The sequence below is a fragment of the Arenibaculum sp. genome (genome assembly GCF_035998295.1).
In the GTDB taxonomy this organism is placed as follows: domain Bacteria; phylum Pseudomonadota; class Alphaproteobacteria; order Azospirillales; family Azospirillaceae; genus DASYHS01.
In genome coordinates this window covers 1-18265 of sequence record NZ_DASYHS010000135.1, presented here as the reverse complement: position 1 = coordinate 18265, position 18265 = coordinate 1, and the positions used below count along the sequence as shown (strand labels likewise).

22 protein-coding genes are annotated in these 18265 nt (G+C 72.8%); 5 read left to right on the top strand and 17 right to left on the bottom strand.

Going from position 1 to position 18265, the window contains the following annotated elements:
• The first annotated feature begins 86 nt into the window (after positions 1-86).
• Positions 87-608 (top strand): PAS domain-containing protein, encoded by a 522-nt coding sequence (locus VGO20_RS13275; protein WP_327502835.1) that lies wholly within the window; start codon positions 87-89, stop codon positions 606-608.
• A 38-nt stretch (positions 609-646) separates the two neighbouring features.
• Here the strand turns inward: VGO20_RS13275 and VGO20_RS13270 are convergent, their stop codons facing one another.
• Positions 647-1555: a LysR family transcriptional regulator gene (locus tag VGO20_RS13270; protein ID WP_327502834.1), complete on the bottom strand. Its 909-nt coding sequence runs from the start codon at positions 1553-1555 to the stop codon at positions 647-649.
• A 115-nt stretch (positions 1556-1670) separates the two neighbouring features.
• Here VGO20_RS13270 and VGO20_RS13265 point away from each other — a divergent pair, with 115 nt between their 5' ends.
• Positions 1671-2108, top strand: a complete 438-nt coding sequence (locus VGO20_RS13265; RefSeq protein WP_327502833.1) for a DoxX family protein — start codon at positions 1671-1673, stop codon at positions 2106-2108.
• 9 nt (positions 2109-2117) lie between these two features.
• On the opposite strand, the gene VGO20_RS13260 is transcribed toward VGO20_RS13265, so the two are convergent.
• The 9 genes from VGO20_RS13260 to pcaD form a co-directional block, all read right to left on the bottom strand.
• Positions 2118-2600, bottom strand: a complete 483-nt coding sequence (locus VGO20_RS13260) for an RES family NAD+ phosphorylase (RefSeq protein WP_327502832.1) — start codon at positions 2598-2600, stop codon at positions 2118-2120.
• Positions 2601-2603: 3 nt separating this feature from the next.
• Positions 2604-3026 carry a type II RES/Xre toxin-antitoxin system antitoxin gene (gene parS, locus VGO20_RS13255; protein ID WP_327502831.1) on the bottom strand — a complete coding sequence of 141 codons (423 nt, stop codon included), beginning with the start codon at positions 3024-3026 and terminating at the stop codon, positions 2604-2606.
• A gap of 213 nt (positions 3027-3239) precedes the next feature.
• Complete coding sequence (locus VGO20_RS13250) at positions 3240-4031, bottom strand: CoA-transferase subunit beta (RefSeq protein ID WP_327502830.1); 792 nt, start codon at positions 4029-4031, stop codon at positions 3240-3242.
• Positions 4032-4036: 5 nt separating this feature from the next.
• The gene (locus tag VGO20_RS13245) at positions 4037-4888 is read right to left on the bottom strand and encodes a CoA transferase subunit A (protein WP_327502829.1); all 852 of its coding nucleotides are present in this window, start codon (positions 4886-4888) and stop codon (positions 4037-4039) included.
• Positions 4889-4910: 22 nt separating this feature from the next.
• A complete protein-coding gene (gene pcaB, locus VGO20_RS13240) occupies positions 4911-6251 on the bottom strand; it encodes a 3-carboxy-cis,cis-muconate cycloisomerase (RefSeq protein ID WP_327502828.1) in 1341 nt (446 codons plus the stop codon).
• Positions 6252-6285: 34 nt separating this feature from the next.
• On the bottom strand, positions 6286-6891 hold the full coding sequence (pcaG, locus tag VGO20_RS13235; RefSeq protein ID WP_327502827.1) for a protocatechuate 3,4-dioxygenase subunit alpha: 606 nt from the start codon (positions 6889-6891) through the stop codon (positions 6286-6288).
• The gene (pcaH, locus tag VGO20_RS13230; protein ID WP_327502826.1) at positions 6888-7589 is read right to left on the bottom strand and encodes a protocatechuate 3,4-dioxygenase subunit beta; all 702 of its coding nucleotides are present in this window, start codon (positions 7587-7589) and stop codon (positions 6888-6890) included. The genes pcaG and pcaH overlap by 4 nt, the downstream gene beginning before the upstream one ends.
• Complete coding sequence (pcaC, locus tag VGO20_RS13225) at positions 7586-8002, bottom strand: 4-carboxymuconolactone decarboxylase (protein ID WP_327502825.1); 417 nt, start codon at positions 8000-8002, stop codon at positions 7586-7588. Before pcaC ends, pcaH begins: the two co-directional genes overlap by 4 nt.
• Complete coding sequence (gene pcaD, locus VGO20_RS13220) at positions 7995-8834, bottom strand: 3-oxoadipate enol-lactonase (RefSeq protein ID WP_327502824.1); 840 nt, start codon at positions 8832-8834, stop codon at positions 7995-7997. Before pcaD ends, pcaC begins: the two co-directional genes overlap by 8 nt.
• Before the next feature lie 80 nt (positions 8835-8914).
• Between pcaD and pcaQ the strand changes: the two genes are divergently transcribed.
• Complete coding sequence (pcaQ, locus tag VGO20_RS13215) at positions 8915-9835, top strand: pca operon transcription factor PcaQ (protein WP_327502823.1); 921 nt, start codon at positions 8915-8917, stop codon at positions 9833-9835.
• A gap of 12 nt (positions 9836-9847) precedes the next feature.
• Here pcaQ and VGO20_RS13210 read toward each other — a convergent pair whose 3' ends face one another.
• Entirely contained in the window at positions 9848-10657 is an 810-nt protein-coding gene (locus VGO20_RS13210) for a DUF2066 domain-containing protein (protein WP_327502822.1), read from the bottom strand.
• A gap of 227 nt (positions 10658-10884) precedes the next feature.
• Here VGO20_RS13210 and VGO20_RS13205 point away from each other — a divergent pair, with 227 nt between their 5' ends.
• Positions 10885-12210, top strand: a complete 1326-nt coding sequence (locus VGO20_RS13205) for an MFS transporter (protein WP_327502821.1) — start codon at positions 10885-10887, stop codon at positions 12208-12210.
• Between the two features lie 24 nt (positions 12211-12234).
• Here VGO20_RS13205 and VGO20_RS13200 read toward each other — a convergent pair whose 3' ends face one another.
• The 6 genes from VGO20_RS13200 to VGO20_RS13175 all read right to left on the bottom strand — a co-directional run bounded on the left by VGO20_RS13200 (position 12235) and on the right by VGO20_RS13175 (position 17582).
• Positions 12235-12720 (bottom strand): YajQ family cyclic di-GMP-binding protein, encoded by a 486-nt coding sequence (locus VGO20_RS13200; protein ID WP_327502820.1) that lies wholly within the window; start codon positions 12718-12720, stop codon positions 12235-12237.
• A 34-nt stretch (positions 12721-12754) separates the two neighbouring features.
• Entirely contained in the window at positions 12755-13609 is an 855-nt protein-coding gene (locus tag VGO20_RS13195; protein ID WP_327502819.1) for a PIG-L deacetylase family protein, read from the bottom strand.
• A 61-nt stretch (positions 13610-13670) separates the two neighbouring features.
• Entirely contained in the window at positions 13671-14525 is an 855-nt protein-coding gene (locus VGO20_RS13190) for a universal stress protein (RefSeq protein ID WP_327502818.1), read from the bottom strand.
• 14 nt (positions 14526-14539) lie between these two features.
• Complete coding sequence (locus VGO20_RS13185; RefSeq protein ID WP_327502817.1) at positions 14540-16021, bottom strand: SulP family inorganic anion transporter; 1482 nt, start codon at positions 16019-16021, stop codon at positions 14540-14542.
• Positions 16022-16273: 252 nt separating this feature from the next.
• The gene (locus VGO20_RS13180; RefSeq protein WP_327502816.1) at positions 16274-16885 is read right to left on the bottom strand and encodes a methyltransferase domain-containing protein; all 612 of its coding nucleotides are present in this window, start codon (positions 16883-16885) and stop codon (positions 16274-16276) included.
• Positions 16886-16892: 7 nt separating this feature from the next.
• Entirely contained in the window at positions 16893-17582 is a 690-nt protein-coding gene (locus VGO20_RS13175) for a class I SAM-dependent methyltransferase (RefSeq protein ID WP_327502815.1), read from the bottom strand.
• Positions 17583-17784: 202 nt separating this feature from the next.
• Between VGO20_RS13175 and VGO20_RS13170 the strand changes: the two genes are divergently transcribed.
• Positions 17785-18222, top strand: coding sequence for a CBS domain-containing protein (locus tag VGO20_RS13170; protein WP_327502814.1), 438 nt, complete (start codon positions 17785-17787; stop codon positions 18220-18222).
• The last annotated feature ends 43 nt before the right edge of the window (positions 18223-18265 follow it).

The following is an 18265-nucleotide window of genomic DNA, read 5'->3' as shown; positions in this document are numbered from 1 at the left end:
GCGCCTATGATCCGGCGCAAGTTCCATTCATGAAAATTTAACTTGTTTTGTATATATCTGGCGATCTCCATTCCTGGGACCGAGCGATGCCGGCGGCTTTCGTCGAAAGAATTTCAGAACCCCGGATCAAGGATTTCTACCATTTCTGGAAGGCGCGGAGATGCGCCTCCGGAGTGCCGCTGAAGCGGTCCTTCGACCCGACGTCGATGCCGCCCGCCTGGCTGCCGCGGATCACCATCTACCAGTGGCTGGGCGAGAAGTTCCTGATCCGCCTCGTCGGCACCTACGTGGTCGATATCGACGGCCTCAACCCGACCGGCCGCTTCCTGGAGGACATCCTGCCGCCGGAGATGGCCGAGCAGCGGCACGAGATGTTCCGGGCGGTGCTGACCAGGAGCATGCCCGCCTACTACCGGGGCATCTACAATCTCGGCGACAGCGGGCGCAAGATGCCCTTCGAGCGGCTGCTGCTGCCGGTCAGCGCGTCCGGCGGCGAGGCCGACCACATCATGGCCATGATCACGTTCGACCAGCGGCTCGCCCCGAGGCGCGGCTTCTCGATGACCGGCAGCATGCCGGAAGACCTCGAGGTGATCTGGGCGGAGTGAGGGCGCGGACGGTCCGGCGCCGGCACCGGCACCGGCGATCACGCCGCCCAGGCGGGGGTACGCAGGCGCTCGACGAGGAAGTCGACGAAGCTGCGGACCTTGGCCGAGAGGCTGCGCGTCGGCGGGTAGATCGCGTGGACCGGCAGGTCCGGCAGGCGCCAGTCCGCCAGGATCTCGACCGCGCGGCCGGCGCGCAGGTCTTCGGCGGCGATGAAGTCGGGCTGGACCGCGATGCCGAGCCCCGCCCGCACGGCCGCCATCAGCGCGTCGCCGTTGTTCGCGGACAGGCGGGCGGCCACCTGCACCGTCGCCGTGCCGCCCTCCCCGCCTGCCGGCTCGAAGCTCCAGGTCCCGCGCAGGGAGTCGTAGGCGTAGCCGAGGCAGGAATGGCGGGCCAGATCCGCGGGGTGGGCCGGGGTCCCGCGCGCCTCCAGGTAGGACGGGGCCGCGCAGGCGAGCACCCGGCACGTCGCGAGCCGCCGCGCGACCAGCGCCGAATCGCCGAGCCGGCCGACGCGCACCGCGACGTCGAACCCCTCCTCGACCAGATCGACCTGGCGGTCGTTGAGCGCCAGCTCGGCCGAGACGTCGGGATGGCGGTCGAGGAAGTCCGCGAGCACCGGCACCACGTGCAGCACGCCGAAGGTCATCGGCGCCGCGATCCGCAGCGTGCCGCGCAGCCGCTCGTGCAGGGCCGCCGCCTCCTCGTCGGCCTCGGCGACGTCGTTCAGGATGCGCTGGGCGCGGCGGTAATAGGCGGCGCCCGCCGCGGTCGGGCTGAGGCGGCGCGTCGTCCGGTTCAGCAGGCGCGTGCCCAGCCGTTCCTCCAGCCGCAGGATGACCCGGCTGGCCAGCGCGCGCGACATGCCGAGCTGCTCCGCCGCCGCGGAGAAGCTGCCGCCGTCGACGATGCGCACGAACAGCTCCATCGCGCCCAGCCGGTCCATCCCGCCCCCCTTTGTCCACACTACGTCGACAATCAGTTGCAGAATACGCCGATTATATCCGAACGGGGATATGCGATGTTCGGCGGAACAGACACTCTCCAGCAGGAGCCCACCCATGTCCGAAACCCGGCCCGAAATCCAGGCGGCTTCCTATGCCGCCCTCGTGCTGCGCCTGGCGCTCGGCGTCATGTTCCTGGCCCACGGCCTGACCAAGGTCCTGGTGTTCACGCCCGCCGGCACCGAGGCGTTCTTCGCCTCGCTCGGGCTGCCGCCGTTCCTGGCCTATCTGACGATGCTGGCCGAGGTGGGCGGCGGGCTGCTGCTGATCCTGGGCGTCCAGGTCCGCTGGGTGGCGCTGGCGCAGCTGCCGATCCTGCTCGGCGCCACGGTCGTGCATGCCGGCAACGGCTGGGGCTTCGGCAATCCCGGCGGCGGTTGGGAATACCCGGCCTTCCTGGCGGCCGCGCAGGTCAGCCTGATCCTGCTGGGCGACGGCGCACTGGCGCTGATGCCCTCCTACCGGCCCGAGCGCGCCCGCCTGCGCACGGCTTGACGGGCCGCTTCAGCCGAAAGCCGCGTCGAGCAGGGCGAGGATGCGCGGGTCGAGGGAGAAGCTCTCGACGACCGGCGGCGGGATCCGGTGCGCCTCGGGATGGAGCGGGTTGAGCAACAGGTTGTGTTCCAGCGGGACCACGGCCGAGGGCACCTTCAGCAGCGCCGTCCCGCCCGCCTCCAGCCACGCATTGCCGATCGCCTGGCAATCCGGCCACCGCTCCTTCAAGCGCCAGTCGGCCGGGAGCGCCGCGCGCGCCACCTCCGTCATGGTCATGTCGTCCGGCAGGTCGACGCCCATGGCCACCATGTCGCGCGGCAGCAGATGGCCGGTCAGGTCGAGGTTGACCAGGATCTCGAGCGTGGCCAGGGCGAGCGATGAGCCGAGATAGACCACACGCCGCGGCCGCGCGTGCCAGCGCCCGTCCGCGTGCCGGCCGCCGAGACCCTGGAGATCGGCGAAGGCACGCTTGGTGATGCGGAAGGCCCGCATGGTTCAGGCGGCGATGCCGTGGGCGATCCGCATCAGCAGGTCCTCGACGATGGCCGCTCCCGCCTCGCTCGCCAGCAGGTCGAGCGGCGCGCGCCCGTCGAGCGCCCGGGTCGGCCGGCGCAGCCATTGCGTCGCGGCGCCCACATCGGCGAATACGTCGTCGGCGAGCGCGGCGATGCGGGCGATCCGCAGGGCGCGGTCGCTCTCTTCCGGCGAGAGAGGTTCGCCGCGCGCCTTGCGGTGGGCCAGCGTACGCTTCGGGATGACGAGCCGGTGCAACTCTTCCACGCTCAGCGTCGTCCGGCACAGCGCTTCGACCGAGGCGAGCGGAAAACCGGACGTGACGAGGCGGACCAGATCGGCCGGAATGCGGATCGGCGTAGAGAAAGCCGAATCCCCGCCGAGCCGAGCCGCGGCGCGCCCCATCCAGCCCTCCGGGCGCGGTGCCGTGCCTGCCGACGTCACGCCTGCCATCTCATCCTCCGTCGCGCTCCGGTGCAATCTTGCACCGTGATTATGGGCATTTTGCCGGACCGTCGCAAGGGAGCAACGCTATCGCATTCGGGCGGGAGGGGAACGCCACCGGCGGGAACGCGTCCTCTGGCGTGCAATGGGAGAGGAGATTTTCAACGGCTCGCCTCAGCCCTGGTCGCCGTGGGCGCGCCGGGTGCGGGCGTGCAGCGCGCGCAGCGTCTCCAGCTCGAGGGGGGTGGGGGGCGGCGTCTCGGCGAGGCGTTCGGCGAAGCGGACGGGCCAGGCGATCCGGGAGGCGACGTCGTCGCGGGTGGCGCCGGCATGCAGGGAGGTGACCGTCAGCTCGGCCGTGGCGGGGTCCGGCTCCAGGATGCAGTAGTCGGTGATCACCCGCGTCGGCCCCCGGGTCGTCACCCCGAGCCGGGCCCGCGAGCCCGGGCCGCTGCCGTGGCCGAGCGAGGTCACGAAGTCGAGCGTGTCCACGAAGGCGCGCAGGCCCAGCGCCATGGTGACGAAGATCTCGCCGCAGCAGGTCGCGATCTCGGGCGCGCCGCCGCCGCCGGGCAGGCGGACCTTGGGGCGGTCGTAGGGGCCGACCACCGTGGTGTTGAGGTTCGCGAAGCGGTCGATCTGGGCGCCGCCCAGGAAGCCGATCGTGATGCGCCCGCCCTGGAGCCAGTAGCGGAACATCTCCGGCACCGACACCGTCGTCAGCGCCGTCTCGCACAGCTCGCCGTCGCCGATCGACAGCGGCAGGACCGCGGGCGCGGTGCCGATCGTCCCGGATTCGTAGATCAGCGTGATGCCGGGCGCGTGCGTCAGGCGCGCGAGGTTGCAGGCCGCGGACGGGGCGCCGATGCCGACGAAGCAGACGTCGTCGTTGCCGAGCGCGCGCGCCGCCGCCACCGTCATCGTCTCGATCGGGGTCGCGGGTGCGGCGGCGGAAGGGTCGGGCATGGGCGTCACCTCGGGCGGGGCTGGGCGTGGACGGCGAAGTCCCCGGGGCCGCCGGACAGGACGGTGTCGCGCATCCAGGCGAGGAAGGTGTCGCGGTCGCGGCCGATCGCGTCCCAGTCCTTGTAGAAGCGGTTGTCGCGGGGATAGTAGCCGTGGGCGTAGGAGGGATGCGCGCCGCCGGGCACCTCGACGACCGCGCTCACCGTCCAGTGCGGCAGGATGCAGGCGTTGGGATGGACGCCGGCGAAGCTCTCGACCACCTCCTCCACGGTGACGATCGAGCGCCGGGCCGCCAGCACGGCCTCCTTCTGGACGCCGACGATGCCCTCGATCAGGACGTTGCCGGCGCGGTCGGCCCTCTGGGCGTGGATGATGGCGACGTCGGGCCGGATGGCCGGGACCGCCGCCAGCTCCTCGCCGGTGAAGGGGCAGGCGATGGCGCAGATGTTCGGGTTCACCGCCGGCAGGCCGACGCCGCGGTAGCCGCGCAGCACCGCGAAGGGCAGGTTGGCGGCCCCGGCCTCGTAGGCGTTGGCCATGGCGGCGTGCGAGTGCTCCTCGACCTCCAGGGGATGCGGCCAGCCGTTCTCGACCGCGTCGCGGAAGCGGTGGAGGGAGCCGACGCCGGGATTGCCGCCCCAGGAGAACACGAGCCTGCGCGCGCAGCCCATGCCGATCAGCTGGTCGTACAGGATGTCCGGGGTCATGCGGACCAGGGTCAGGTCGCGCCGGCCCTGGCGGATCACCTCGTGCCCGGCGGCGTAGGGGATCAGGTGGGTGAAGCCCTCCATCGCGACGGTGTCGCCGTCGGCGACGCAGGTCCCGACGGCTTCGGCCAACGACACGAACCGGCTCATCCCGGCGCCCTCCCCGTTCCGCTCATCGTTTTCCTCCGTCCCGGCCGGCCGCGGCCAGCAACCTGTCGATCAGCGCGTCCGCCGCCCCCGTGCGCAGCGCCGGGTCGCGCAGCGCCGCCCAGTCGACCGGTGCCTGCGTGCGGGCAGCGAGCAGGTCGACGAGGTTCCCGCCCGTGCGCACGGCGTCGCGGCAGGCGTCGGCGACCAGGCCGCGCGCGTCCGGCGGCGGCATGTGGCGGGACAGCGCGAAGGCCGCCGCCTCGGCCAGGAGCAGGCCTTGCGACGCCTCGATGTTCGCCAGCATCCGGCCGGCGTCGACCGCGAGCCCGTCCACCGTCGCGTGCGCGATCCGCAGTGCGGCGGCCGTCCCCACGGTCAGGACGGGCAGCGCCATCCATTCGAGCTGCCAGCCGGCGCCGCCGCGCTCGTGCTCCTGCAGCGCGGCCTGGTGCAGCGCCCCGGCCTGCGCGCCGGCATGGCGCGCCAGCGCCACCAGCGCCTCCGGGCCGACGGGGTTGACCTTGTTGGGCATGGTCGAGGAGCCGCCGCCCCCGGGCGGGGCCACCTCGCCGACCTCGGACTGGGCGAGCAGGACGAGGTCGAGCCCGATCTTTCCGAGGCTGCCGGCCAGCATGGCGAGCCAGCCGCCCAACTCGACGATGCCGTCGCGCTGGCCGTGCCAGGGCACGGGCGGCACCGCCAGACCAAGCTCGGCCGCCAGTTCCGCCTCGACCGCGAATGCGTGCGCGCCCAGGGCGTCCAGCGTCCCGCCGGCCCCGCCGAAGGACAGCGCCAGCACGCGCGGCCGCAGCTCGTCCAGGCGCCGGCGGTGGCGCAGCAGCGGCGCCGCCCAGCCCGCGGCCTTGAGGCCGAAGCTGGTCACGACCGCCTGGCGCATGCGGGTGCGCGCGGCCATCGGCGTCGCGCGGTGGCGGTCGGCGAGGTCGAGCAGGGACGCGGCGAGCGCGTCCAGCCGGCGCTCCATCACGCCGAGGGCGTCGCGCAGGTTCAGCACCAGCGCCGTGTCGACGACGTCCTGGCTGGTGGCGCCCCAGTGGACGTAGGCCGCCGCCTCCCCGCCGACGGCGCGGCGCAGCCCGGCGACAAGCGCCGGGACCGGAACGCCGTCGGCGGCGGTGCCGGCGGCAAGCTCCCGCGGGTCGGGCCGGAACGCGAGCGCCGCCGCCGCGATCCGCTCGCCGGCATCGAGCGGGATGGCGCCCGCACGCGCCGCCGCCCGGGCGAGGGCCGCCTCGACCGCGAGCATCGCCCGGATGTCGGCCTCCTCGTCGAGCAGCGCGGCCGTCTCGGGGTCGGAGAACAGCAAGCCGTACAGGCCGCGGTCGAAGACGTTCAGTGACATGGCGCGTCGCTCCCGGAGGGACCCGGCCGGCGGGTCAGACGTCGAAGAATACCGTCTCGCGCTCGCCCTGCATGTGGATGTCGAACAGGTAGGCGATGCCGGTGTCCGTCTCCTCGCGCGTCGCGATCAGGGTCGCGCGCCGTTCCTCCGGCACGCCGGCCAGGACGGGGTCGCGGCCGTTCGCCTCCGCCTCGTCCGAGAAGTACAGGCGGGTGTATGCGTGCGTCAGCAGGCCGCGCATGAACAGGATCACGCTGACATGCGGCGCCTGGCCGTCGCCCGGCGCCCCCGGCTTCACGGTCTCGAAGACGAACCGGCTGTGGGGATCGGTGCCGGTGCCGCAACGGCCGAAGCCGCGGAAGCCGGTGTTCGGCGCCCCGTTGGTTCCTGGGTTCGGCCCCGGGTAGCGGCCCTGCGCGTCGGCCTGCCACAGCTCGACCATGGCGTCGGAGACCGGCGCGCCGGCGCCGTCGAACACGCGGCCGACGATGCGGATGCGCTCGCCCTCGACGGTGTCGTCCGCGATCACGGGATGGGCGATGCTGGCGAGGTCGTAGCCGTATTGCCGGGGCGTCAGGCCGTAGGCGAAGAACGGGCCGACGGTCGAGGACGGGGTCTGCCCCCCGGGTGCGCGGCTCATGGCTCGGTCTCCATCGCGGTGGCGGACGCGCCGCGCAGCACGATGTCGAACGCGTAGCCGAGCGCGAACATCGGCTGCGTGGCCTCGATCGAGAAGGCGGCGACCTGGCGCCGGCGGGCCGGTTCCGGCGCGCCGAGGAAGATCGGGTCGAGGTCCAGCAGCGGGTCGCCCGGGAAATACATCTGGGTCACCAGCCGGGTCGCGATGGTCGGCCCGAACAGCGAGAAATGGATGTGGGCCGGCCGCCAGGCGTTGTGGTGGTTGCCCCAGGGATAGGCGCCGGGCCTGATCGTGGTGAAGCAGTAGCGCCCGTCGGCGTCGGTGACGCAGCGCCCGCCGCCGGAGAAGTTCGGGTCCAGCGGCGCGTCGTGCCGGTCGGCCTTGTGGACGTAGCGGCCGGCGGCGTTGGCCTGCCATACCTCGACCAGGGTGTCGCGCACGGGACGCCCGGCCTCGTCGGTGACGCGCCCGGTCACGACGATGCGCTCGCCCAGCGGCTCGCCGTTGCGCCGGCCGTTGCGCGTCAGGTCGTCGTCGAGCTCGCCCAGATCGTCGTGGCCGAACACCGGGCCGGTGCGCTCGGACAGGGTGTGGGGCAACGGGACCAGCGGCTTCGCCGGCGCGCGCAGGGCCGTCGACTTGTAGTCCGGGAACAGGTAGGGCGGATGGGACGTCCAGTCCCGCGGCGTCACGCTCATCGGGTCTCCCCCTCTCGGTCGGCGGCGGCCAGGGCCGCGTAGGTCTCCTTGGCGACCTTGAACGCATGGTTCGCGGCCGGCACCCCCGCATAGACGGCGACGTGGAGCAGCGCCTCCTTCACGTCGGCCGGCGTGGCGCCGGTGTTGCGGCACGCGCGGACATGCATCGCCACCTCGTCGTGGTGCCCGCCGGCCGCGAGCAGCGCGATCGTGATCAGGCTGCGCTCGCGCGGGCTCAGGCCCGGCCGGCTCCACACCGAGCCCCAGGCGCCCTCGACGATGAAGTCCTGGAAGTCGGCGTCGAAGTCGGTGACGTTCGCCGCCGCCCGGTCGACATGGGCGTCGCCCAGCACGGCGCGGCGGGTCCGCTCCCCCTGGTCGCGCCGCCGGTCGGTCCGGTCATCATCAACCAAGGTGCCGCTCCTTCAGGAAGGCGTCGACGACGCGGGCGACCGCGCCCGGGTCCTCGACGCAGGGCAGATGGCCCAGGCCCGGCAGCGACACGAAGGCCGCCCCGGGGATCAGGTCGGCGGTCGAGCGCACGAGGTCGGGCGGCGTGGCGGCGTCGTGCGCGCCCGCAACCGCCAGGGTCGGGACGGCGATCGCCGCCGCGACCGCGGTCAGGTCGGCGTCGCGGATCGCGGCACAGGTGCCGGCGTAGCCTTCCGCCGGCGTGCGCACGAGCATGTTGCGCCAGGGCGCCACCGCGAGGTCGCCGGCGGCGCGGAACGCGAGGGAGAACCAGCGCTCCAGGATCGCGTCCGCCAGCGGGGCGATGCCGGCGGCGCGCACCGCGTCGATGCGCCGCTCCCACATGTCCGGCGGGCCGATCCGGTGCGCGGTGTTGCTGAGCACCAGCGCGCGCACGAGGTCGGGCCGGGCGGCGGACAGGGCCTGGGCGATCATCCCGCCGACGGACACGCCGACGACGACCGCGTCGCGGGCCCCGGCCGCGTCCATCACCGCCGCGAGGTCGCCGACATGGTCGTCGAGCGAGTACGGCCCCGCGGGGGCGTCCGACAGGCCGTGGCCGCGCTTGTCGTAGCGCAGGACGCGGAACCGGCCGGCGAAGACGGCGGCGACCGCGTCCCAGACCTGGAGGTCCGTCCCGAGGGAGTTGGCGAAGACCATCGCCGGCGCGTCGGGGCGCCCGTCCTCGCGGTAGCGGATCGCGATGCCGCCGCTGCTCGCCGCCTTCATGCCGCCCCCCGTGCCGCCGCCGCGCCGCCACCTGTGCCGTCCCAATCTTTCTAATCTCGCTCAACGGCTATGAAAAATGGCTTTTCATGCGCTATTCATTACCTTTGGTCATGAAAGGGCGGGCCTTGATCGATCCCAGGATCAAATGGCGCCACGTCCAGTGCTTCGTCGAGGTCGCGCGGCGGCGCAGCGTGGGCAAGGCGGCGCAGGCGCTGGCGCTGAGCCAGCCGGCGGTGTCGAAGACGCTGAAGGAGCTGGAGGACGTGCTCGGGGTTTCGCTGATGGAGCGCAGCCGGAGCGGGGTGTTCCTGACCGGGGTCGGCGAGGTGTTCCTGCGCCATGCCGGGGCGAGCATGGCCGCCCTCGGGCAGGGCCTCGACGGCGTCGCGCAGGCGCGCAGGGGATCGGGGATGCCGATCCGGGTCGGCGTGCTGCCGACGGTCGCCTCGAGGCTGGCGCCGGACGCGGTCTCGCGCTTCAAGAAGAGCGCGCCCGGCGCGGTGGTGCAGCTCGTGACCGGGCCGAACCGGTACCTGACGGACCGGCTGCGCCTGGGCGAGCTGGACGTCGTCGTCGGCCGGCTCGGCCCGCCGGACGAGATGCGCGGCTTCTCCTTCGTCCACCTCTATTCCGAGCGGGTGGCGCTGGTCGTGCGGCCCGGGCACCCGCTGCTGGCCGAGACCCCGCCCGACCCGGCGGGGATCACGGCGTTCACCGTCGTCCTGCCCGACCGCGACGCCCTGATCCGGCCGGCGGTGGACCGGTTCCTGGTCTCGAACGGCATCGGCGACGTCCCGGACCGGGTCGAGACGGTCTCGACCGCCTTCGGGCGGAGCTTCACGCGCTCGACCGACGCGGTATGGATCATCTCGCGCGGGGTGGCGGAACCGGACCTGCGGGAGGGCACCCTGGCCGAGCTGCCGGTCGACACCACCGACACCAGCGGCCCGGTCGGCCTGACGACGCCGGCCGACATCGAGCCGTCCCCCCTGGTCCGCCTGTTCATGGCCTCGGTCCGGCAGGCCGCGGAAGGGTGGGCGGCGTAGGGCCCGCCGCCCCTACGGCGCCGCCTGCCGGGCGGCCCGCATCGCCGAGACCATCGCGTCGCGCAGTGCCACGTCGAAGGTGACGCCCTCGACGCGGCCTTCGACCGGCGTCCCGCCGGGGCCGGGCACGCCGACCCAGCGCAGTGTCCAGTAGCCCCCCTCGCCGAGCGCCAGCGTGCCGGCGAGCGACGCGTCGGCGCCGAGGCCGGCGGCGAGCGTGCCCAGCGCCGCCGGGTCGGGGTCGACGAGGGCGTCGAAGGCGACCGGCACCGGCTCGGGCGGGATCACGATCGGCATCGACAGCCGCCCGGACAGGGACTGCAGCGTCTCGCGCTGGCCGTAGCCGCGCCGCGACGTCTCGCTGAGGACGTAGCGCCGGACCGTGTCGTCGATGCCCAGGAACACGGCCGTGGTCGGCCGCGCGCCCTCCCAGACCGGCATCCCGGCCGCCTCCATGGCGGGCTTCAGGGCGTCGCGGTCGAAACGGACGGTGAGGATGTAGGCCCGGTCCCTGGTCCCCTGCTCGTCCGAGATCTGGATGCCCTTCTTGCGGTCCAGGAGATCGAAGGCCGCGACATAGCGCCCGGCCTCGGCGATCAGGGCCTTGCCGGCGGGCGACTCGGGAGCGCCGGGGTCCGCCGACAGGCGGACCAGGACGTCGGCCAGCGTCTCCCGGAAGCCCCGCTCGCGTTCCGGGATGTTGTCCTGGCCGGTGATGACGGCCTGGGACGTGTAGAGGGGATCGCCCCCCTCGGCGGCGCCGGCCCCCGACGCGGCCGCCCAGGACAGCACCGCCGCGACCAGCAAGGCGACGAACTTCATTACCCCGCCCTCCACAGGATTGGACCCCCAATGGTCTAGATCCGGTCCGGCGGTCTTTGCAAGACCGTCGCGCCTCGCCCGAAGGCGGTCCCGGAGCGGGATCGGCAGCCGGTGAGCCGTGGAAAGTCGACGGGCCGCGAAAAATGTGATCGATTGTGCCGCATCCGAGGGCATCCACCGGGCGGTACCGGTCGTTTCCCCGCGACGAACGGAGCAGGACACCCATCGTGACCGTCGACCAAGCGCTGAGCCGGATCGGAATCGGGCCGTTCCATTACCGCCTGCTGGCCATCTTCGGGCTGGTCTGGGCCGCCGACGCCATGCAGGTCCTGGCCATCGGCTTCGCTGCGCCGTCGCTGGCGGCCGAGTTCGGGCTGTCGATCCCGGTGGCGGTGCAGGCGGGCACCGCCTTCTTCCTGGGCATGCTGATCGGCGCCTGGGGCTGCGGCCGGCTGGCCGACCGCTTCGGCCGGCGGCGGGTGCTGATCGTCACGGTGCTGATCGACGCGGTGTTCGGCCTCGCCTCGGCGTTCTCGCAGAGCTTCGAGATGCTGCTGGTGCTGCGCCTGCTGACCGGGATCGGGGTCGGCGGCACGCTGCCGGTCGACTACGCGATGATGGCGGAGTTCCTGCCGCCGGAGCGGCGCGGCCGCTGGCTGGTCGCCCTGGAAGGCTTCTGGGCGGTCGGCACCGTCGCGGTCGCGCTCGCCGCCTGGGGGGCCGGGCAGTGGGCCGGAGAGGGTGCCTGGCGCTGGCTGTTCGTCGCGACCGCGCTGCCCGCCGCGATCGGGTTCTGGCTGCGCTTCTGGCTGCCGGAATCGCCGCACTACCTGCTCAACGCCGGGCGGGGCGAGGAGGCGCGGGCGGTGCTCGAGCGCGTGGCGCACGGCAACGGCCGCCCGGCCCCGGACATGCGGCTGGCCGGGAGCACGCCCCGGCGCGGCCGGATGCGCGACCTGTTCGCGGCCGGGCTGGGTCGGCGCAGCCTGCTGGTGCTGACGGTGTGGCTGCTGGTCTCGGCCGCCTATTACGGCATCTTCATCTGGCTGCCGAGCCGCCTCGTCACCGAGGGGTACGGCTTCGTGCGCGGCTACGGGTTCCTGGTCCTGCTGGCGCTGGCCCAGGTGCCGGGCTACGCGCTGGCCGCGGTCGGCGTCGAGACGATCGGGCGCCGGCGCACGCTGATCGGCTTCCTGGTCGCCAGCGCCGCCGGCTGCCTCGTCTTCATCGTCGCCGAGCCGCCGCTGCTGATCGCCGCCGCCCTGCTGGTGATGAGCTTCGCCCTGCTCGGCACCTGGGGCGCGCTCTACGCCTACACGCCCGAGCTCTACCCGACCGAGCTGCGCGCGACCGGCATGGGGCTGGCCGGGGCAACGGCGCGCTTCGGCGGCCTGCTGGCGCCGTCGGCGGTGGCGCTGATCGTCGGCGCCGGCTTCGAGGCCGCCATCGGGCTGTTCGCGGTCCTGCTGCTGGCCGCGGCGGTCGCCGCCAGCCGCATCGACGTCGAGACCAGGGGCCGGCCCCTCGGCATGGCGGCGGGCGGGGAACGCTGAGCGGGCGCGGGCGGCGCCGGGCGCTCAGTCCCGGAAGTTCACGTACTGGAGCGGCTGCTCGATCTTCAGGCCCTTGACCAGGGCGATCGCGGCCTGGAGGTCGTCGAGCTTCTTGCCGCTGACCCGCAGCTCGTCGCCCTGGACCGCGGCCTGGACCTTGAGCTTGCTGTCCTTGATCGCCTTGACGATCCGCTTCGACAGCTCGCGGTCGATGCCCTGGCGGATCGTCACCTGCTGGCGCACCATGTCGCCGGCGGCCCGTTCCTCGGTCCCGAACTCCAGCGCGCCGGCGTCGATCTTGCGGCGGGTCAGGTGCACCGTCAGCAGCTCGTGGAGCTGCTTCATCTTGGCCGCGTTGTCGGCCAGCAGGGTCATGGTGTCGCCCTCGCGCTCGAGCGTGCTCTTCGAGCCCTTGAAGTCGAAGCGCTGGGCCATCTCGCGCTGCACGCCGGCGAGCGCGTTGTCCACCTCGTGGACGTCGGTCTTTGAGACGATATCGAACGACGGCATCCGGCAGGTTCCCCCTTCTCTCGCACGGACCGTATCACGGCGGCGGCGGCCGGTCAGCGGCGAAGGGGGCGGCAAGGGGAGCCGCAAGGGGAGCCGGGGGCAGGCCGAGGGCGTCGAGGGCCGCGGCCGCCAGCGCGCGCCAGCGCGCGCCGGTCATGCCCCAGTCGAAGCGCTCGTAGTTCAGCCGGCCCGGATGCGGAGGGCGGGTGAAGTCGTAGGCGGGCGCCTCGCGGTCGCGCTCCAGGTCGTCGCGGAACCGGGCCAGAACGCCGGCCTGGCTGGCATGGGCGTCGAACATGCGCCGCTTCAGCGCCCGCGCGCCGGCATCGAGGTGCCGCGTGCGCACGGCCGGCCCGCCCGGCAGGAAGTCCTGGAACGTCGCGACCCCGTCCGCGCCGCCGCCGTGGTAGAAGGCCATCTCGGTCAGGAGCGGCACGGGCTCTCTCCCCCGGCGCAGGAGCGCAACGCCGTCACGGCGCAGAAGCGCCAGGGCCGCCTGCACCGCGAAGGCGGTGGCGTCGTGGTCGGGGTGCCCGCCCTCGTAGGGATGGGTCAGCACCGCGTCGGGCCGCCAGTCCGCGACCAGCCCGGCGATCCGGCGCGCGGCCTCCTCCATGTGCAGCGACGCCGCCTGGTCGGGATATCCCAGCGCGACCAGCCGGTCGGCGCCCAGTCCGGCCAGGGCCATCGCGGCCTCCAGCTCGCGCCGGCGCAGCGCCGCGTAGTCCTTCCAGCCGGAGCAGCCGGCGGCGCGCGGCGCGCCGTCGGTCACGTGGACGACCAGCGCATCGGCGAACCGGCCGAGCCGGGAGCCGGCGCCGATCGTCTCGTCGTCGGGATGGGCGACGACGACCATGACGCGCCGGCCGGGGGGCGGGGTGTCGGGCATGTCCCCTCGCGTTCGCAACCGAACCAGCGGGAGAACAGGAATCACCCCCGGGGGTTGCGCGTCACCGGACCAGCAGCACCGGGATCCTGCAGGAGCGGACCAGCGCCGTCGTCGTGCTGCCGATGATCAGGGCGCGGATGCGCGAGTGGCCATAGGCCCCCATCACCAGGAGGTCGATCGCGTGCTCCTCGACGGCGCGCGCGATCACGTCCTCGGCATCGCCGGGCTCGACGCGCGCCTGCACCTCGAAGCCGCCGGCCCGCAGGCGCGCCGCCGCCGCCTCCAGCCGCGCGCCGGCGCCGCCCTCGCCGTTCCCCGCCATCAGCAGGTGGCACTCCAGGCCGTGCAGCAGCGGGTCGCCGAGGGCGAGATCGACCGCCCTGGACGCGCTCGGCCCGCCGTCATAGGCGAGCAGGAAGCGGCGGATCGGCCGCCAGGCGCGGGCCGCGACCAGGACCGGCTCCGAGCTGGCCCGCACGACCCGCTCCAGGTTCGAGCCGAGATGGAGGCTGGCGAAGTCCGCCGCCTCGCCCCGCTTGCCGATCACGACCAGGCGGGACCCCGCCCCGGTCTGCGCGACCGCGTCGACGATGTCGCCGTTGCGCAGCCGCACCGTCACCTCGCCCGCCCCGGCCGCCTCGATGCGCGCCTTCGCGTCGTCGAGAAGGAGCCGCCCGCGCTTTTGCGCGAGCTTCGCGCGCTGCGCGTCGAGCGACGACAGCTCGGCCAGCAGCGTCTCGCTTTCGCCCGCGTCGAGGTTGCCGCTGAGGTTGGCCGGCACCGACGACACCTCGCGCCGCCCGAGCGCGTGCAGGACCTCCACCGGCCTCGATGTCCGCCGCCCGGCCCAGGCGGCGTGCTCGCACACGCTTTGCGAATAGATCGACCCGTCGATGCAGGCGAGTATCCCGGTCAACGACGCCTCCCTCATCAGTGCCCCATCAGGCGCTCGAGGGCGCCGGGCTTGTCGTGGACGGCGAGCCTGTCGACGATCGTCGTGCTGGCCGCGTTCAGGCCCACGATATCGACGTCCGCACCGTCGCGCCGGAATTTCAGCACGGCCGTGTCGAGCGCCGCCACTCCCGAAAGGTCCCAGATATGCGCGCGGGTCACGTCGATCGTGACGCGCTCCAGCGATTCCCTGAAGTCGAAGGCGGCGACGAAAGCCTCGGACGACGCGAAGAACACCTCGCCCTCGACGGCATAGGTCCGGTGGCGGCCGTCCGGCGACAGGGCGGAGGTGACGCGGAAGATGCGGGCGACCTTCCAGGCGAAGAAGAGGCCCGACAGCAGCACGCCGACCAGCACGCCCTGCGCGAGGTCGTGCGTCGCCACGACGACGACGACGGTGGCGAGCATCACGACGCTCGAGCTGGCGGGATGGTCCTTGAGGTTGCGGATCGAGCTCCAGCTGAAGGTGCCGATCGACACCATGATCATCACGGCGACCAGCGCCGCCATCGGGATCTGGCGCACCCAGTCGCCGAGCACGAGGATCAGGAACAGCAGGAACAGGCCGGCGCTCAGCGTCGACAGCCGCCCCCGGCCGCCGGACTTCACGTTGATGACGGACTGGCCGATCATCGCGCAGCCGGCCATGCCGCCGAGGAAGCCGGTCGCGACGTTGGCGACGCCCTGGCCGACGCATTCGCGGTTCTTGTCGCTCGGCGTGTCGGTCAGGCCGTCGACGATCGAGGCCGTCATCAGCGATTCCAGCAGCCCGACCACCGTCAAGGTCGCCGCGTAGGGCAGCACGATCAGCAGCGTGTCGAGGGTGAGCGGCACGTCGGGCAGCAGGAAGACCGGCAGGGTGGACGGCAGCTCGCCCATGTCGCCGACGGTGCGCAGGTCGAGGCCGAAGCCGATCGAGACCGCGGTCAGCACCACGATGCACACCAGCGGCGAGGGCACGGCGCGCGTCAGGCGCGGCAGCAGGTAGATGATCGCGAGCCCGGCCGCGACCATGAGGTAGGTCAGCTCCGGCACACCGATCAGCTCCGGCACCTGGGCCAGGAAGATCAGGATCGCCAGCGCGTTGACGAAGCCGGTCATCACCGAGCGCGAGATGAAGCGCATCACGAAGCCGAGGCGCAGGAAGCCCGCCAGCACCTGAAGGACGCCGGTCACCACGGTCGCGGCGAGCAGGTATTCGAGCCCGTGCTCCTTGACGAGGTCGATCATCAGGATCGCCATCGCGGCGGTCGCGGCCGAGATCATGCCGGGCCGGCCGCCCGCGAACGCGATGATGACGGCGATCGAGAAGGAGGCGTAGAGGCCGATCTTGGGATCGACGCCGGCGATGATGGAGAAGGCGATCGCCTCGGGGATCAGGGCCAGCGCCACGACCAGGCCGGCGAGAAGGTCGCCGCGGACGTTGCCGAACCATTCGGCGCGCAGTCGGGTGAAATCCATGAAGGGACGAGCTCCGGGCGCATGCCGGCCGCATGTGGCAGAAGCCGCGGCAGGCTGCGGGACGGGAAAAGGGGTCGCGGAACGGATGGGGCCGGCTTCACGGCCGGGCACGCTTGCCGGCGAAGCCCCCTCGACGGCATGTCGGGGAGCGGGACGCGAAGAGCGATGTCGGTGAGCCGGGCTTACATCGGATCGGACGGTATCTCGAAGGACCTAGGGATGGTATTGCTGCGACGCAATATAAAGAGGGTTCTACCGGACCGGGGCCCCCGGTACAAGCCCGGAATCCCGATCGTCCCGCGCGAACACCGCCATCTGGGTCGCCCCGCCCAGGGCGGGATGGACGTCGCCGACGTCGCGGAAGGACGCCGCGTAGCCGTGCCGGGCGGCGATGCCGCCGGCCCAGGAGCGGAACTTGGCGCGGGTCCATTCGAAGCGGTGGTCGCGGTGGCGCAGCCGGTGGCCGGGCACGCCGAGCAGGCCGTTGTACTCCCGGTTCGGCGTGGTGATGACCACGGTTCCCGGACGGTAGCAGCCGAACACCGCCTTCTCGACCGCCGACAGCCGGTCGGGGTCGACATGCTCGATCGTCTCCACCATCGCGGCCGCGTCGAACCCGACCAGCCGCGGGTCCGGTTCGGTGAAGGAGCCGTGGACCAGGGACACCGACACGCCCGGCCCGACGCCGCCCGCCTTCAGCCGGTCCCCGGCCGCCCGGATCGCCTCGCCCGAGGCGTCGAGGCCGACGATCCGCCGGACATCGGGCTCGCGCACGAGGCGCGCCAGCAGCAGCCCCGAGCCGCAGCCGAGGTCGAGCACCGAGCGGGCGCCGCATGCACGCAAGGCCGCCAGCACGGCCTCCATCCGCTCTTCATGAAGGAAGCTGATGGTCCCGCTCCTCGGCCGGCGCCTTGCGCATCAGGGCCACGTCCTTGACGGGGATCTCGCACCGCCAGCCGTGCCGGTCGGCGATGCGCCGCAAGGTCGCCGCCCGGTAGAAGACGACATGGGTCGGGTCGCGCCGGTAGTGCCAGTCGGCGAACCGGGCGTCGTCGGTCTGGAAGCAGGTCATCACCGCCAGCCAGCCGCCCGGCCGCAGCAGGCGGTCCAGGGTGACGAACTCCTCGGCCGGACGGTGGAAATGCTCCGCCGCCTCGCTGCAGGCGATGAAGTCGTAGCTGCGATCGAGCGCCTCCGGATCGGGAAAGAAGAACGGGTCGTACAGGCGGACGCGATGGCCGGCCTCGCGCAGCATCCCGGCCAGCGCCGGGCCCGGGCCGCAGCCGTAGTCGAGGCCGTCCCGCCCCGGCGCCAGGCGCGCGAGCAGGGGCCGCGCCAGCTTGCCCAGGAAGCGGCGGTATCCCTCGTCGGCGGCGTCGTTGTCGTGCCCGAGATAATGCGCGCGCTCGCGCGCCGGCGCCGGCCGGTGCGCGCGGTCGAGGAAGGTGGCCTCGCACCGGACGCAGCGCCAGTACCGCAGCCCTTGCAGCACCAGGAAGGGCTGGACCGCGGACGCGGCGCAGACGCAGCAAGGTGGGGGTCCGGTGTCCTCGAACGGCACGCTGGTCCTCGCTCGTGTTCATCGATCGGCCCGGAGGGCCTGCTGGCGATGGCCCGGAGGGCCGGCCGGCGCGGAGCGGTTGCCGCCGCGGGAGAGGATAACGGAAGGCGCCGGGGTCTTGTAGGCTGAAACGGGACTTCGGGCCGTGATGGTCCGCCGCGTCCGCGGTTGTCGGTGTCTGGAGACCGCAACGGAGGACGAAATGAAGCTTCGAGACATCATGACGCGCGACGTCGTCCTGGTTTCCCCGGACACGTCGCTGAAGGAAGCGGCCGCGAAGATGCGCGAGACCGACAGCGGCTTCCTGCCGGTCGGCGAGAACGACCGCCTGGTCGGCACGCTGACCGACCGCGACATCGCGATCCGGGCCGTCGCCGAGGGCCGCGACCCCAACGCGACCAAGGTGCGCGACGCCATGTCGGAGCACGTCGTCTACTGCTTCGACGACCAGGAGCACGACGAGGCGGCCCGGCTGATGGCCGAGAAGCAGATCAAGCGGCTGGCGGTGCTGAACCGCGACAAGCGCCTGGTCGGCGTCGTCTCGCTGGGCGACGTGGCGGACCGGTCCCATGACGGCGGGTCCGTCGCCCGGGCCGAGGAAGGCATCGCGCGTCCGAGCGGGCAGCCGCGCAACGCGTGACGGGACTTGGAGCAGACGGGACTTGGAGCAGATGGGCGCGGGC